Origin of the sequence: Acinetobacter sp. P1(2025) (assembly GCF_051390655.1) — a bacterium.
Taxonomy (GTDB): Bacteria; Pseudomonadota; Gammaproteobacteria; order Pseudomonadales; family Moraxellaceae; genus Acinetobacter; species Acinetobacter junii.
Window position 1 is genome coordinate 43161 of sequence record NZ_JBPKBJ010000007.1, and the last position, 16079, is coordinate 59239.

18 protein-coding genes and 2 tRNA genes are annotated in these 16079 nt (G+C 37.0%); 9 read left to right on the plus strand and 11 right to left on the minus strand.

From position 1 onward, the window contains the following. Positions 1-47 precede the first annotated feature (47 nt). Positions 48-1274 carry a DUF445 family protein gene (locus ACSC97_RS03200; protein WP_171065615.1) on the plus strand — a complete coding sequence of 409 codons (1227 nt, stop codon included), beginning with the start codon at positions 48-50 and terminating at the stop codon, positions 1272-1274. Between the two features lie 44 nt (positions 1275-1318). Here ACSC97_RS03200 and ACSC97_RS03205 read toward each other — a convergent pair whose 3' ends face one another. Together ACSC97_RS03205 and ACSC97_RS03210 are read right to left on the minus strand one after the other, a co-directional pair. Beyond that, positions 1319-1687, minus strand: a complete 369-nt coding sequence (locus ACSC97_RS03205; RefSeq protein ID WP_129261079.1) for a NirD/YgiW/YdeI family stress tolerance protein — start codon at positions 1685-1687, stop codon at positions 1319-1321. A gap of 139 nt (positions 1688-1826) precedes the next feature. Further along, positions 1827-2249, minus strand: a complete 423-nt coding sequence (locus tag ACSC97_RS03210) for a DoxX family protein (RefSeq protein ID WP_004956589.1) — start codon at positions 2247-2249, stop codon at positions 1827-1829. 238 nt (positions 2250-2487) lie between these two features. On the opposite strand from ACSC97_RS03210, the gene ACSC97_RS03215 reads away from it, so the two are divergent. Continuing rightward, positions 2488-3126 carry a DedA family protein gene (locus ACSC97_RS03215; RefSeq protein ID WP_004905607.1) on the plus strand — a complete coding sequence of 213 codons (639 nt, stop codon included), beginning with the start codon at positions 2488-2490 and terminating at the stop codon, positions 3124-3126. 16 nt (positions 3127-3142) lie between these two features. On the opposite strand, the gene ACSC97_RS03220 is transcribed toward ACSC97_RS03215, so the two are convergent. The 5 genes from ACSC97_RS03220 to ACSC97_RS03240 all read right to left on the minus strand — a co-directional run bounded on the left by ACSC97_RS03220 (position 3143) and on the right by ACSC97_RS03240 (position 5979). Further along, the gene (locus ACSC97_RS03220) at positions 3143-3733 is read right to left on the minus strand and encodes a LysE family translocator (protein WP_004956591.1); all 591 of its coding nucleotides are present in this window, start codon (positions 3731-3733) and stop codon (positions 3143-3145) included. A gap of 209 nt (positions 3734-3942) precedes the next feature. Next, entirely contained in the window at positions 3943-4332 is a 390-nt protein-coding gene (locus ACSC97_RS03225) for a hypothetical protein (protein ID WP_280095004.1), read from the minus strand. 9 nt (positions 4333-4341) lie between these two features. Next, positions 4342-5184 carry a ParA family protein gene (locus tag ACSC97_RS03230; protein ID WP_004905614.1) on the minus strand — a complete coding sequence of 281 codons (843 nt, stop codon included), beginning with the start codon at positions 5182-5184 and terminating at the stop codon, positions 4342-4344. Positions 5185-5265: 81 nt separating this feature from the next. Further along, positions 5266-5661 carry a SirB2 family protein gene (locus ACSC97_RS03235; protein ID WP_436659287.1) on the minus strand — a complete coding sequence of 132 codons (396 nt, stop codon included), beginning with the start codon at positions 5659-5661 and terminating at the stop codon, positions 5266-5268. A 9-nt stretch (positions 5662-5670) separates the two neighbouring features. After that, positions 5671-5979, minus strand: a complete 309-nt coding sequence (locus tag ACSC97_RS03240) for a BolA family protein (RefSeq protein ID WP_004905618.1) — start codon at positions 5977-5979, stop codon at positions 5671-5673. Positions 5980-6218: 239 nt separating this feature from the next. Between ACSC97_RS03240 and ACSC97_RS03245 the strand changes: the two genes are divergently transcribed. Then, positions 6219-6294, plus strand: a tRNA-Gly gene (locus ACSC97_RS03245). Positions 6295-6339: 45 nt separating this feature from the next. Continuing rightward, positions 6340-6415 (plus strand) — tRNA-Gly (locus ACSC97_RS03250). 335 nt (positions 6416-6750) lie between these two features. On the opposite strand, the gene ACSC97_RS03255 is transcribed toward ACSC97_RS03250, so the two are convergent. After that, on the minus strand, positions 6751-6978 hold the full coding sequence (locus ACSC97_RS03255) for a helix-turn-helix domain-containing protein (protein WP_000587224.1): 228 nt from the start codon (positions 6976-6978) through the stop codon (positions 6751-6753). Positions 6979-7090: 112 nt separating this feature from the next. On the opposite strand from ACSC97_RS03255, the gene ACSC97_RS03260 reads away from it, so the two are divergent. The 5 genes from ACSC97_RS03260 (at position 7091) to ACSC97_RS03280 (ending at position 10110) form a co-directional block, all read left to right on the plus strand. Continuing rightward, the gene (locus tag ACSC97_RS03260; RefSeq protein WP_000122748.1) at positions 7091-7300 is read left to right on the plus strand and encodes a hypothetical protein; all 210 of its coding nucleotides are present in this window, start codon (positions 7091-7093) and stop codon (positions 7298-7300) included. 19 nt (positions 7301-7319) lie between these two features. Then, positions 7320-8501, plus strand: coding sequence for a site-specific integrase (locus ACSC97_RS03265; protein ID WP_000201379.1), 1182 nt, complete (start codon positions 7320-7322; stop codon positions 8499-8501). Continuing rightward, entirely contained in the window at positions 8494-8745 is a 252-nt protein-coding gene (locus ACSC97_RS03270) for a hypothetical protein (RefSeq protein ID WP_001084945.1), read from the plus strand. Before ACSC97_RS03265 ends, ACSC97_RS03270 begins: the two co-directional genes overlap by 8 nt. A gap of 65 nt (positions 8746-8810) precedes the next feature. Then, positions 8811-9353 carry a DUF1376 domain-containing protein gene (locus ACSC97_RS03275; RefSeq protein ID WP_024436051.1) on the plus strand — a complete coding sequence of 181 codons (543 nt, stop codon included), beginning with the start codon at positions 8811-8813 and terminating at the stop codon, positions 9351-9353. 10 nt (positions 9354-9363) lie between these two features. Beyond that, positions 9364-10110 carry an ATP-binding protein gene (locus ACSC97_RS03280; RefSeq protein ID WP_436659291.1) on the plus strand — a complete coding sequence of 249 codons (747 nt, stop codon included), beginning with the start codon at positions 9364-9366 and terminating at the stop codon, positions 10108-10110. Between the two features lie 364 nt (positions 10111-10474). Here the strand turns inward: ACSC97_RS03280 and mzaE are convergent, their stop codons facing one another. From mzaE to ACSC97_RS03295, 3 genes are read right to left on the minus strand one after another with little or no spacing between them, the layout of a single operon-like run. After that, on the minus strand, positions 10475-12259 hold the full coding sequence (mzaE, locus tag ACSC97_RS03285) for an MZA anti-phage system associated AIPR family protein MzaE (RefSeq protein ID WP_000419013.1): 1785 nt from the start codon (positions 12257-12259) through the stop codon (positions 10475-10477). After that, entirely contained in the window at positions 12246-13268 is a 1023-nt protein-coding gene (locus ACSC97_RS03290) for a PD-(D/E)XK motif protein (protein WP_000524156.1), read from the minus strand. The genes mzaE and ACSC97_RS03290 overlap by 14 nt, the downstream gene beginning before the upstream one ends. After that, positions 13252-16077, minus strand: a complete 2826-nt coding sequence (locus ACSC97_RS03295) for a Z1 domain-containing protein (protein ID WP_016164858.1) — start codon at positions 16075-16077, stop codon at positions 13252-13254. Before ACSC97_RS03295 ends, ACSC97_RS03290 begins: the two co-directional genes overlap by 17 nt. Positions 16078-16079 lie beyond the last annotated feature (2 nt).

The window sequence follows — 16079 nt, forward strand, 5'->3', positions numbered from 1 at the left end:
AGACAACAATTAGGACTTGAAGGACCAATACAATAATGTTTCAAGAAATGATTGCAGATTTTCAACAGAATTTCTGGTTATATATTTCAATCCCTTTTATTAGTGGCTTTATTGGCTATGTAACAAAAGTGATTGCGATTCAAATGATGTTCTCACCACTTGAGTTTAAGGGGTTAAGATTATTTGGTCTTCCTATTGGCTGGCAAGGTATCGTTCCTCGCAAAGCTGAAAAAATGGCAACCACTGCCGTTGAATTGATGACCTCAAAACTGATCAAACCTGAAGAAATATTTGCACGACTCGATCCGAAACGCATCGCAAAAGAAATTGAAAAACCGCTCATGGCAGCCGCTGAAGACATCACTCGTGAAGTTGCTCAGCAATACCAACCTGGTTTATGGGAAGGGATGCCAGAGTTTGCTCGTCAAAAACTGATCAAACGTGTCCAAACCAAAGCACCTGAAATCGTTGAACACATCATGAGTGAAGTACAGCGTGATGTGTCTAAATACTTCGATATCAAACACATGGTGGTCAACAACCTACTCAAAGATAAACGCCTCCTCAATGAAATCTTTAAAAAAGTCGGCAAACAAGAATTTAAATTCTTTAGTAATGTCGGCTTTATTTTTGGATTCGCGATTGGTGTCGTACAAATGCTTTGTTGGATTGTGACACAAGGAAAATATCCTTGGATGCTTCCAATGTTTGGTGGTTTTGTCGGTTTCTTTAGTGACTGGATCGCATTACAAATGATGTTTAGACCTTTGTACCCGAAAAAAATCATGGGTTACACATGGCAAGGACTATTCATTAAACGTCAAAATGAAGTGGCTGCGGACTACGCTGCATTAATCTCGAAACAGTTACTCACCTCTCGCAACATGATGGAAGAGCTTTTTTCAGGGACTCACTCAGACAAGGTAATTGAACTGGTAAGCCGCCATGTAAAACAAGAAATTGATTTACAAGCAGGTATTGTTCGCCCATTGGTGGTGTACGCAATTGGTGGCGAGAAGTATCAAAGCCTGAAAGCTGAAGTTGCTGAACGTATTTTAAAACAGTTGCCAGATACGATGCGTTATGTTGAATCTTATGCTGAAGATGCAATGAATGTTCGTAATACCTTAGTTGATCGTATGCAACGCCTCAGCCCTGAAGAATTTGAAGGTATGTTACGTCCAGCATTCAAAGAAGATGAATGGTCATTGATTATCGTCGGTGCTGTGCTCGGTTTCCTCGTCGGGGAAATGCAAATCCACTTTATGCTCTAAGATTTTTATCAAATTTAAAAGGAAGCTAAGGCTTCCTTTTTTTATTAATGTCCGTATTTCTCAATTTTGATTACTTCGATATCCGTAGGTTTAAATCGATGTGTATCAACCTCACCGATTAAACGTACAGAATCACCAACACTTAAACGTGCTTGCTGCCATAAATCATCATCAATTTCTACAACAATGCTGCCACTCTGATCTTGAAATTCATAATGATCACTGTGTAAATGTTTGCTAATTTTTCCTGTGAGCGTCACACCAGTTTCATCTGCATATTTGACGATATCCCTAACCAGCACACTATTTTGAGCTGCTTCTTTCAACAGTACAGCATCTTGTTTCCCAGCCCATGTGTGGCTTGCAGCTATTGATAAAAGACCGACCATTAGACCTAAGCTTATTGTTCTCATTGATTCACTCCAAATAATTTAATCCTTTAATATTCAAACAAATTTCGATAAACAGTGAGATCATTTTTTGTAATAAACGGTAAATTCCCAGGATGTAAAAAAGCCCCATCATAAGTGGGGCTTTTTTAAAACTGATTGTTTATTTTTCAATTGCGTGATCTAAACTCAGACGACCTGCACCATAAAGCATTAAGTAAAATAATCCGCCCGCCATTGCCAAGTTTTTCATAAAGTTGATCTGTTGCATTTGATCATCTGTGCCATGGAAGATGAATGCAGTAATAATACTAAACACCCCCAAACCCAAAGCAGCTAAACGAGCTTGGAAACCAAATAACAGAGCTAAACCACCACCAAACTCAACCAAAATTGTGATCGGTAATAATGCCGCTGGAACTCCCATCGACTCCATATAGCCTGCTGTAGCACCATATGCGGTCAATTTACCCCATCCAGCAATAATGAAGATATAGGCCATTAAAATACGAGCAATTAAAGTCACTGTATTTTCTACGCCAGATTGCGTTACGATATTTTTTACAACGACATTAGGGTTAAACATAATCAATTCCACTCTGTTTGTTTTTTAACTTAACACCAGTTTATGTATCTTCCTATTTGCAATAAACATCATATTTATTAATACATCGTTCCATTTTAAGAACAATAGTGACTAATTTAACAGCAATTCGTTATGCTTTGCATCATTAAGTAAAGTTACTAATTTATTTGCTTTTCTTACTGACATTAGACAGACGCACTGCTAGGATTTAGCTCAAATTTATAGTGTTAAAGCCTTCATGGAACTCATTGATTTTATTCTGCACGTTGACGAACACCTTTTAGAGTTTATTAAGAATTATGGTGTCTGGATTTATGCCATTCTCTTTTTGATTATTTTTGTTGAAACGGGTTTAGTGGTGATGCCTTTTCTGCCAGGCGATAGTTTGTTATTCGCGGCAGGTGCGCTAGCAGCATCAACTGGTGCAATGGATCCTTGGGTTCTCGGTGTTTTGTTATTTATCGCTGCAGTTCTTGGTGACACTGTCAATTACCATATCGGACGTTACATAGGTCCTCGTGTATTTGAAATGAACTTGCGTTTCATCAATAAACAGCACTTGTTTAAGACTCAAGAATTTTTTGAGCGTCATGGTGGAAAAACCATTATCTTCGCACGTTTTGTGCCATTTGCACGTACCTTCGCGCCATTTGTAGCTGGTACAGGCAGCATGAATTATAAATACTTCCTGACCTATAACGTGGTGGGGGCATTCTGTTGGATCGCATCATTCATTACTTTGGGTTATTTATTTGGAAATATGCCAATCGTGAAAGATAATTTTACGCACTTAATTTTCGGTATCATTATTATCAGTATCTTACCGGGTGTAATTGGTTTTCTACGTCAGAAAATGCAAAGCATTAAAGCAAAATAATGCTCTGCCCCATTGATTAAAAGAAACGAAAAATCATTGGTAAGGTACAAATAATCAATAACATAGCCGATCCTTTATACAAGTGGTCGGCTTTGATTCCTACCAAACTACCAGCCAATAATGCACGCCCAAAGATCATCCAAAAAATTGATACGGGTATTAACACTAAGCTAAACACAGCGAAAACCAATAATGCATTTTCAACTGAGTCCCATGTTTCTCTTGGGAAAATTCCTGCTGCCAATAACAATGTTTTAGGATTCTTTAGACTCGAAACAAATAGTCGAGGAGTTTTAATTTGTTGATGATGCTGATTGTATTTTTGAAGATGTGAACTTTTCCATAAATGAAATGCTAGCCATAAAACATAGGCAACACTACAAACATGCAAAATGATGATTAAAGCAGGCCAAATTGGGTCAAAAAGATGGATAAATAACGCCCACAATCCGATCCCATAGATATAACCTAGCCACTCTACAGGTATATATGACAACGTTTTCAGCACGCCTTGTTGATGTGTTGAACTGGCTAATAAAGCATTCGTCGGCCCTGGAATGAGTAACACTGCGATCATCGCCAAAACAAAAAACCAACTCTCAATCATATAGATACCAACTGACTAAACATGCTCGCCACCTTATACGAAATTCGCTGCGACAAACAAGTTTTATGGGAAAAATGAACAATTTGAAATGAAGAAAATTGAAGATAGAATCAATTAAGACATTGTTATATTTATATTTTTAATGAAACATTTTGCTAAAATTTAATTGAGCATCACCAGCGTAAACACCAGTGATGCACATATGAAGATTAAGAATTTGCACGCTGTTTGACAATAATTGGGCAACCTTTAAACTTCGCAGCCTGAACAATGGCATCTTGTTGACCCAGTACATTCGCAAGCTCAGTATTTTTGGTGTTCATCGACTGCCCCATATTGACTGAGATCGAAGGCCCAAAGCCCCAACCGCCTTTACCCCAGCCACCGCCAAGTCCAACTCCCACCCCTACGCCTGTGCGCTTTGGTGTTTGTACACCATTATCGATGTAATGCTGAATACGATTATATTCTGCTTGTAGTTGCTGACAGTTTAATGACTGATATTGCGTTGGAGATACATAAGCAGGTTTAACCGTCGATGCACATGCACCGAGAAATAAAGCTGTTGCCAAAACTGGCAACCAATATAAACGCTTCATAAGCTTCTCTTATTTTTTTGCTTCAATCTCATTGAATAAAGTGACATAAGCAAGCGTCAATTTATGTTCAGCTGCGAGATGAACCAAAGGTAAATTCTTCTGATGTGATTCTTTCATCAAAACTGATGGCGGCAGCATACTTTCAAGTACAGGCAAACCATCATCTTTCAATTGTTGAACCACTTCACGTGGTAATTTTGCTTGCGCTTGATATTGATTGACCACAATACCTTCAATCTCTAAGCGATCATTATGATCATCTTGGGTTTCGATCACATTTTCAATCAAAGTTTGTAACGCACGTTTAGAGAAAACATCACAATCAAATGGAATTAATACACGATCTGCTGCAATTAATGCGGATAAAGTAAAGAAATTGAATGCAGGTGGTGTATCAATAAAAATACGATCATAACGTGCACTAAGCGATTGAATTGAATCACGTAATTTATAAATTTTATGTTTGCTTTCTAATGCGTGTTCTAATGAACCTAGACTTGGGCTGGCAGGAATGACATCTAAATTTTCAAATGACGAACGATGTACATAACTTTCGAGCCCTTTACCACGTGGGGCTTTCAAAATAGAACCAATTGCATTACCAATCAGTCCTTTTTGTTGTGTTGTACCTAAGACATCTTCAAAGAAGTTCTCAATGTTTGGCTCTAATGCTGTTTTATCAGCAGAATATGTCGCATCTTCACCCAAAAGGTATTGGCTCGAATTTGCCTGTGGATCAAGATCAATAACTAAGGTTCTTAGACCTTGTTTAGCACTGATTGCTGCCAAATTGACTGTGATACTTGATTTTCCCACACCACCTTTTTGGTTAAATACCACACGAGTTAACATGATTTCCCTCTACAAGATTTTTTGTAAACTGCACGCAGTTTAACCTAGTGCTAAAACAATTACTAAAACAATGTCAAACAATCATGCAAAAACTGGCTTGATCATAACTAAGCCCAGAATACCCACTAAGGCCACTGTTCCGATCAATAAACCAGCACGACGTTGAACCAAAAGCACCGTATCATCTTTTTTATACATTTTGATCATCGAAGACCACAGTACAAAAAATAGGATGACTTTGGCATAGAACCACGGCTCGACTTGGAAGTTCTTCATATAAACCAGCACAGCACCCGTAACAATAATTAAAGTTATCGATAAATGCTGTAACCCTACGATCGCTTTACTTGAACTAGTATTTGGCTGTTGACTATCTCGCAATCCAATAAACAAAGTTGCTGCTCGAGCGACAAATACTAGAATGAGCAAACTCACCGCTGACATATGGATAATTTTGGTAATTAAATGCGCGTCCATAGTCGATTCCTAGTTTTTTGGTGCATGGGCACATTCAGGACTTGCTGGTGCTTGTCCTTGCCATTCTGAAGGGATATAAGCATGTATAGCTAAGGCGTGAATTTTCCCAGGACTCATCAGTTCCGCAGCAACCGCATAAATTTTCTGATGACGTTGCACGAGACGTAAACCTTGAAACTCTTCACTAACTACCACAACTTTAAAATGGGATTCTTTACCTGGAAAGTATCCACCATGACCTGAAGATTCATTGATAACTTCAAGATGAGTAGGGTTTAACGTGTTTAAGCGCTCAATTAACTGTTGTTCTAAGTTCATCATTCACTCTGTAAATCAGATTGAGATAGTGCATTGATTATACATAACTACTTGCATGAGGTCTGTGATGATTTCGGAGATACAAACGCAGAGTATCTGGGGAAAATAGATTAAAACTTCGCCTCTAAAGGTGAGTTTTTCGGTATTTTCAAGATAAATGCTTTTATTTTATGCAATTAAGCAAAAACTTTGCATAAAGTTGTTGACCCTTGTTTTGCTTAATGTATTATAGCTGGCACGCGGGAATAGCTCAGTTGGTAGAGCATAACCTTGCCAAGGTTGGGGTCGCGAGTTCGAGTCTCGTTTCCCGCTCCAGATTGGTTTTTTTAAGTGTAAGTTTTAGTAAAAACTGCTCAATATGCGGGAATAGCTCAGTTGGTAGAGCATAACCTTGCCAAGGTTGGGGTCGCGAGTTCGAGTCTCGTTTCCCGCTCCAAATTTAAAAGGCCCTAGTCGAAAGATTAGGGCTTTTTTCTTGTTGATTTTATTATATTTTTTAAAATTCCCCGTTCCTTTGTTATTCGAGTCAATAAAAAATATTCTTAATGTAATTTGTATTTTGTGACCAAGATGTGACCATAGCGTGCCCATAACTATAAAAATGCTCTTAATTGATCTCAAATGCTCTCATTTCATCACTACTTTTTAGCCCCCTCAGAGCTTTTTTGGCTGTAAAAAACACCAAACTCTTTTCAAAGTACAGTATTTTTTTACCAATCGTTCAATAATTTGTGACCATTTCACTTTTTGATGTGACCATTTGTGACCAAACTAGTCATTATCATTTTGATTATTATCAATTTTCTTAAAAATCAATAAATCACCCACTCCCACATCTAATGCAATACAAATTTTATCAATGGTTTCAAAATCAATCCGTACAGATTCATCATTATAAAGTTTGTGCAAAGTAGATTTATTAATTCCAGTACTTCTTACCAAATCAGCAACCTTAAGTTTCCTTTCTGCTAATAAAACTGCCAAGTTTGAAATAATCATAAAATTTCCTACTTAAATCATAAAAAGTACTTGCAACAACATAAAAATATGATAATTTATGTCTTAGGAATAATTTTTCCTAGTTACCTAGTAAAAAATATGAGGCTCTATTATGTCATATACCTATCTCACAGCCCAGCAACTGGCTGAAAAAATCCAGTACGACGCTCGTACTATTCGCAACCAGCTAAAGGACAGTGTCTTTATCGAAGGTGTTCACTACATCCGTCCTTTTGGTGGCCGCAAAATTCTTTTTGTTTGGGAACGCATTGAAACTGAAATGCTTAAATTCACTGGTTTAAGCATGGATGCCCTGCAATAAGGCTTAGGAGGTTTAACTGATGGCTACCATCCGGGAACGAAGTGGCAAACTGATTGCCGACTTTCGCTACATGGGCATTCGTTGCAGAGAAACAACCAATCTTGAAGACAATGCTTATAACCGACGCATTTTGAAAAAACGTCTCGAACAGCTTGAAGCTGAAATTACTTTGGGAACTTTTGAATACGAAAAGTACTTTCCAAAAAGTAACCGTGTTGAGGAGTTTAAGGAAAAAAGAAGTCAGCAAATTGCTGTACAGACCAAAGTTCCTCTTTTTAAAGAGTTTACTGAATTGTGGTTTAAGCAGAAACAAGTTGAGTGGAGAACCTCATACCAGCAAAAGGTTTCAATTGTGATCAAAAACTATTTGATTCCTGCTTTTGGTAATCAGGTTCTCTCGAAAATCAAGAAGTCAGACTTGCTGAACTTCCGTGCCTCTCTCGCCAAAGTGACACACGGAAAAGATCAAACAAGTCTGAAAGCATCGAGGATCAATCAAATCATGACGCCTTTACGTATGATACTCAATGATGCGGCTGAACGATACGAGTTTGAGTCGCCTTATAAAAATATTAACAATCTGAAGGAAAGCAAGATTGAAGTCACACCTTTTTCTTTGGAAGAGGTGCATAAAATTCTTACCACAGTGCGTGAAGACTTCCGCCCCTATTACACCATTCGCTTTTTTACGGGTATGCGTACCAGTGAAATCGATGGTCTGCAATGGAAAAATATCGACTTACAGCGTCGTGAAATCCATATCAGAGAAGCGTTAGTGAATGGTGTGCTTGGTGCAACCAAAACTTATGGTTCTGACCGCACGATCCAGATGAATGACCGCGTTTACCAAGCCTTTCTGCAACAGAAAAGCTTAAATAATGGTAAATCAGAGTTTGTTTTCTGCAATCGTGATGGTGGACCTCTCGATTACCGTCTGGTGAATAAACGTGTCTGGCATCCGATCTTGCGCTTTCTAGGATTGAAGTCTAGAAGAGCCTACCAAACACGTCATACAGCAGCAACTCTTTGGTTGTCGGCAGGAGAAAATCCGGAATGGATCGCACGTCAATTGGGACATTCAACGACTGAAATGCTATTCCGAGTCTATAGCCGTTACATTCCCAATGTTACGCGCCGCGATGGCAGTGCATTTGAAGCCATGTTGGAAAAACTAAATACAGAGGAGCTTGCACATGAATAGTAAAGCTTTCTTTGGTGGTGTGGTCGTCAGCCCTGAAGCAGATATGGTCGCTCGTGAATTAATCCATGAGCTACACATTCCGAAACTGCACAATCTGGCCTTTTTGCTGGAAATCAATAAATGCTTCGATGATCACCAAGCATTAAGACTCTGGCTACAGCGAATGCTAGATGAAGGGCAAGCTCATTACGATGACTTGGCTCAACAGGCCCGTCTCCGCTTAATGAGTCTCGCTCACTCATAAAACAAACATAAAAGGTCATCAAATCGATGACCTTAGCCCCTTTATACCTATAAAAAGGTCAACATATGAATAAAGATATTTCAATTTGGATGCCACTCTATATTGGCGACCTACAGGCGAAATTTGCACGAATGACAGCAGAACAAATTGGTGCGGCACTGCTGTTAATGATGGATTTCTGGAAAAATGGTGCCATTCCTCATGATTTAGCAACGGTATGCAGCATCACGAAATTACCGCAGCACACCAAGGCTAAAACTTTGTTAAATACGCTGATAGCCCTGGAATTGTTTGAAGTCGAATCTGAGCAGATTCATTCAAATTTTTTAACCAGTTTAAAAAGCCAAGCATTGCAAAATCAGCAAATGAAATCTGATAAAGCTAAAAATGCAGCTCAAGCACGTTGGGGTAAATCCGCAAGTAATGCTCAAGCATCAACCAAGCAACGAAAAGTAAATGCTCAAGCAGCTCTTGAGAAGAGCCCGAGTATTACTCAAGTCATGCTTGAATCATGCCCTTCATCTTCATCTTCATCTTCATCTTCATCTTCATCTTCAAATTTTGAAGAAAAAAATGAGAATTTTTTAGAAAATTCAAAGTGGATTTAGGAGATCAGTCATGAATACCATGCTTAAAACACTCCAGTTTCGCGCAGAAACAACGGAAACACTTTGCGCTACCCATCATATACCCTTGATGGAAATTGCAGGTCACAGGCTCTGTAAATTGTGTGCCAAAGAAACCGTCCATCACTCAAATGCAGCCTATGAGGATGAACTGCAACAGCGATTGCTACAACAGAAAATCAAAAACTCAGGGCTCAATAAACGCTATCTGGACCGTGGCTTCAAGAATTTTGTAGTTGCATGCCCTGCTCAAGACAATACCATCAAGCTATGTCAGGCCTTTGCACAACAGATTATTTCTGACCAAAACCCGAACATGTTGATGATTGGTACACCGGGTACAGGTAAAACCCATCTGAGTGCATCAATTATTCGCAACATTCTGCATAACAGTACAAAATCTGCACGCTACTATACCAGTGCAGAAATTGCTCAAAAAATGATGGACACATGGTCAGATGCTTCACTCTCTGAAAAGGAAGTTATCGAACATTTCTCCAATTTTGATTTATTGGTGATTGATGAATATGGCCTGCATGACCGGCATGAGAAACGTTTGGAGATGGTGCATAAGATCTTATATAGCCGTTACGACAACATGAAGTCGACGCTGCTAATTTCCAATTTCACATTACAAAATATACAGCGGGATTTAGGTGTCCGATTATGGTCACGGTTGCATGAAAATAATTTGACTGTAGTGCCGTGTTATTGGGATGACCGAAGAATAAATGGATAGCTAAACTGTTTGCTTAAGCCAATTATCTCAATAAAATATAGGGGTAGCTTTGTACAACAAAGCCCTTGAACTGTTAACCTTAAGCATACAAATAAATTTCATAAACCCATTTATTTCAATCTAGCAGAAAAGTTGATTACAGCTTCTAAGATTTTAGAAGCTGTTTTTATTAATTTTCTAGGGCATTAATATAATTCTCGAATTAGAGACAATATTTATGAAGGCAACTACAAGGAATTAATGAGATGAAATAGTATTTAATTTCCGACTCTTTAAAATCAATATTCCATAATTTTCTACATTCATCTCACAAAGATAGTCAAAAAGAGACCTAAAGAATTTAATTTTAACTATTAAAATTAGGTTACTTTAGCTCCTCAATGTCAGGATCATTTTCTAAATATTCATATTGCGATAATAATTCCCAACATTCATTTTTTTTTGCCCATTCAGAAATCATTTTCCCTTTGGCACTTTCATGCAGGTATTTATTAACTTCCTCTGACCAAATCAGAATCTGTTTAACAAGTCCTTCAGAAAGTTTTTGATTTAACCAGATTTTTTGAAGGTTAACACGACTTCCGATTTTTTGAGATAAAATTGCCACTGTATATGCAGTTATATTAGCTTGGAAAGCAGGAAATTTTGACCTGATAACTTTCTGTGCAGTTTTGAATATGATGGTTTGTGCAATAATATTTTTATAATAGATGACATCAAATTGTAACTGCTTATCCTCATCGGTCGACTGAATCATATTCATAAATGCAGTAAAGTTCTTTTGCCCTCCTAAACTCACCAGATCAGGCTTTTGCTCCCATGCACAAACATATTTGGCTAATTCAGTTTTAGTAATTTTTCTGCTGGTAGGTATAAGTTCCTGTATACGTTTAATGCCAGCAGGAGTTTTGCCCTCACGCTCAAGCATTACTTTATAGCTTCCCCCAGCTCTTTCATAGAACCATCGGCTTACACCATCAGGGCAATAAGTTGATAGTGCTAACTTTTCAAGATTAATATGATAAGGTTTATTCGCTGAAAGATCCGATTGCTTGACTGCATTTTGGCTATTCGCATAGCGTGAAATATCTGAAATCAGTTGCTCTTCTTCCAGAGGGTCTGTTTTTCTTAAAACAATGATTTTCGCAGGTACATGCACAGCTTTCAGGTTAACTGCTGGATTTTTTTTCTTGGTAAAGAACATGGAAGCTGTTGTTTGTCCTCCATTTACGATTTGCATTCCCTTTAACCAAGAGATACCAATTCCACCGTTTTCTAATCTGCCTAAATGTGCTTCATCTGCGATAATTACCACGCCATTGTTGTAAGCCATGAAACGTTCTGGCTGATCAATTAAAGTATCACGGATACCTTTATTTACTTTTCCTGTCTGACTTAAAAAAGATCTAACGTTTGCCTCTAGAATACGTGGACCATATTTTTCATATACATATCTTAAAGCCTCTCCAGGAATTACAGTCATTGCATAATCATACTCTCCATGCTCATTTGGAACCCACACACATGGAAGTGGGCTACCAGAAACATGTTCAAAATTCACAATGAGTTCATCCCTAGGTTTACCTTCTTGTAGGTGATTAAATAGCCTTGATATATCAATAACTTCAAGTTTTATTGTTTTACCTTGTATTTCTCTACTTTGAAATTGACGAGTTTTTGCCACTCTGTCTGTTAATACATAAATCCGTATCTGTTCAAATTGAGAATAACCATCTTCTATCGTACGAACTAATGGGTATGCTTCATGAGACTCATCCATTTTTGAAGATAGCTTTTTTTCAACACAGTATTTGAGAAATCTCAAACAGCGTTCTGCTGCTGCTTTAATTTCTGAGTCAGGAATATTTTCTAATTCGTTATTGCCACTATATTCAGTAACATATAGATCTAATTGATCGGCTTCTTCAGATATTGCAAAGCCACTTAAACGGAGTATACCTTGTATATTTGCATAATAACGACACATCTCAGGCTCGAATGTCATACCAATCTCTGACATGTGCTGAGTAACAATTTCAGTAAATATAACTTCTGCATATAAACCTTGTTGATCTGATTCTTCAGTTCGTGTAGATATTTCAGTTTGTACATCACTCTGAATATTTTTTAAAAAATCAATTAATTCCACAATTTCCAATTCCTAATTTCTGAAGAACTAAACTTAAATCAATAGACTGGTTTATAAAGGGTGTTAAATCTATTTCATATTTAGCATGTCTTATATTTACAGCGATATTCCCAGGTACTAATCGTGGAAAATTTTCATCAACCAACCAAAAAAACGAGTTTTCAGTTTTAAATTTACGGATATAGTTTTCTTTCTCACTTTCCAGATATCCAATTCTCAACAAAAGGTTATTAAACCTAGAAAGTTCAGCTGGATAATCATTTAACTGCTCACGAATTAAATTAATTCGTTCAGTTAATGTTTTACCTACTGAATTTAGAGAAAAACGATAGCCATTTAAAAATAGTGGTGATTTCTCACTATCATCTAATTGTTCGAGTGAATTAATTTTTGCAACAAAACCTTGATTTGATAATGTACTTTTAGTTTCTATAGCACCAGAACCCATTTCAAAGTCTTTTAGGCCATCCAGAGGCCCTTTCCAAGCATTTAATACTTCTGAGATAGGTAGATTTAAGGAAATTAAACTCAATATTACCTCTAACTCCCCTATTAAACCTAATTCCGCCTCCTGAGAGAGCTCTCGCTCCCCTTTCGACATAAAAGAAAGCCAAGCATAAATTCTATTAATAAATACAGAAACTAGTTTATTTTCATTCAAGTCCTGATATTGGATTATTGTGTTACATACATCCACAATCATCTTTGTGAATAAGTCCAGATCACCATCTACTTGCCGTACAAGAGCAAAACCTTTTCTTGCCGCCTCATTAAACCTTTGTACCCTAAAACCTTGAGCTATAGGTAAGGTAATCCTTGATTCGAGAATCTGGGAGTAATTGATATCCAGAAAAATTGCTTCCTCACGTTTTAAAAGATTGTAACTTGCCAACAAAGACCAATTATTATGTTTATATAGAGGAAAAGTAACCCATCCCTCCTGATTATCTGTTGAAGATAAAGCTTTCCAAGCTACTAATATCTGTTGTTGATCAATTTGCAGCCCCATAGAGGTTCTCCCATTCAATATTGTTTACTTTATATTCAACTTTTTTATCTAAATTACTGTAAGGAAAACTGCATGCAAAACCTACATAAGGTATTTCTTTCACCTCAGAAAGTTTAGAGTCTTCTGGCAAATATATAATTAATAAACCTGTTTCTGGTCTATTTTTACCACGAACAAGACGACAACTAATTCCACTAGGATAATTATTATTTTTTTCAGCTCCCTCTTCTTTGTGTTGGGAAGCAATTTCCAATGCTTCAGCCCATTCATCTGGGTTCAAATCCAATGCTTCATCACTAGGTGATAATAACCTACGGATTGCATATCTATCCTCATGCTTCCCGTTACTTTTACGTTCAGCTTTTTTTACTATAATTGAATCCGATAATTGTATAGGTGAACGTGTAATACTTCCTCCCATTAATGCAATATTCCATGATTTTAACTCTCCCTGTTCAGCCATGCTTTCAATAAATTTTTTTAACATTTTACTGTTAGCTTTGAGAGATTCTGGATGAGTTTTATAATGATCAAGGAAATCGAGAATATGTATATGCTCAACGTTTTCCCAATAATAATTATTAGAAGTCGATTTATTATCTGGAGGATTATTACGGAGCCGCATAGGAGTTTTAGATGGTTTCCCCAAGGTGCTGATCAGGTAACTTAAAGCTTCAAAATTATTTTTTAGAATTTTCTCATCTTTCATAAAGCTTACTGTTTCACTTACAGTTCCACTAAATGATAAATATAAAGACTTTGCAGTTCTCATTTTTAGGGGGGACGTAACCATTAATACAGGATGTGACTGCACTTTTAGTCCATAATCTCGTGGTGTACCTCCACTATCTACCATAAGATTGAATTCTTCTCTCAATTCTAAAGAGGCATCTGCAATATGTTCAAACCATTCAACTAATTCAGAAGGAGTATAAAGTCGACAGAGATCAAGATATCCTCCACGATACCCAAACCATCTTCCCATTTGCATTAATGTGTCATACATTCTAGATGCACGTAAAAAATAACTAACACATAATCCCTCCAGAGTTAGACCACGTGCTAACTTATCACCACCAATAGCAATGACTTTTAATCCCTCTGCACTATCTGCATAATCAAGAGCATCTTTTGCTGTTCCATTGATCATCCGTACATTTATTTGTTCGATCACCTCTGGCAGAATCTGTTCTATTGTCTCCCAAGTGGGCAAAGATTCAGAACACAAATCAGGTACTTCTTCATTCATTGTTATATTGGTAGGAATGAAATCACTTTCCCAAAGTTCTTTAAACCTAGATAATATCTCCTGATTCTCAATTTTTCTAATTAGTCTCTGACTTATTTTTTTTACATATTCATCTACTTTCTCAAATACTTCTTTTTGAACGGCATTAAAACGAGTTACATGAATTAGCATTGATGTATGCTCATCGCCTTGTTTACGTACTTGCCGAACTACGCAAGCAATGACAAATGTATCTATTGCTTTTACAAGAGATAAAGGAATACCAAATTCTGATTCATGATAAGGTTTATGATCACTTTTATGCTTTATTGGCATCCATCCAGTTAATCCATCATCAGAATTATGATCATCTACCTCATGAATTATTGGTAGCTGATCTTTTCTTATATCGGTGCCTTCATTAATCCCAAATACTCTAGAAGGGCCAATATAGTTTGAGGGGGCAGCCAGATTCAAAATAAATGATTCTGGAAAGAGATCTTTTCCTTCAAGCTTTGTTTCCGCGTGTTCATGAATATAGATATTAGCAAATGGTGTAGCTGTATATCCCACATATGCTTTTCGTGTGAATAAATGAAGTATTTGTCTTATGAGACTATTAATCGCTTTTGGCTGATAATCTTCATCAGGAATACCAGAATCATTAAATATCTGTTCGCCTGTATCAACCGAAGCATGGTCAGCTTCGTCATCAATGATAAGAAGGGGAAGATTTGTGACAATTTTTCGTTTTGTTTCTTGATCAGTTGTATTTGCGACATGATCATGAATCCATTTATGCAGTCGCTTTAAGACTGTTTTATTTTTTTTAACAACAAATAACCATGGGCGTTGCTCTGGGCTAATACCAGTACCATTTGCCAGTTTATTATTAAAATCCCCTTTTTCAGTTCTATTCGTCACATAATTAGGTCTTGCAACTCCAGAATCAATATTTCCAACTCCAATAATTCTAATTTTATCTGGATCAGGATGTGTTTCATAACCCAAGAAACCTTCATCTAAACGCATTTGGGTTTGAGCCCGCAGGTTATTATGCATTCCAGCTAAGACAATAATAATCTTATAACCTGCATCAGCTGCTTTACATATTAATCCAGTAAAATTCCCCGTCTTACCTGATTGCACATGACCAACCACTAATCCTCGTCTATCCCAAGGATCAGTTCTTTCAGGGTCCTCAAGTAAACCTAAAATAGTATCTGTAGAATCATCCAGAGCTTTTAACGCGATCCATGGCAATTTCTTATCTTGCCATTCTTTATACCGTTGCCAATATTTCCATTCTTTCTTTCTTTCATTCGTCAACCAAGGAATATGCCCATTATCATTAACTAATATATTATTTTTCCCAATCCATACACTATAACGCCTTATAAGCTCTTCTATAATGTAATCTCTATCCAGATTTTCTTTGTATTTAGTATCTAATGAAACAGCTAAATTTATTTTTTCATTTAAAATTTGTGTGGTAATCAAAGATTTGTCTTGTACATTAAGTAAAAGAGTTTGAACAATCTGAATAACCTGCTGTTCATTTTCTTTAGATATTTTTGACATAA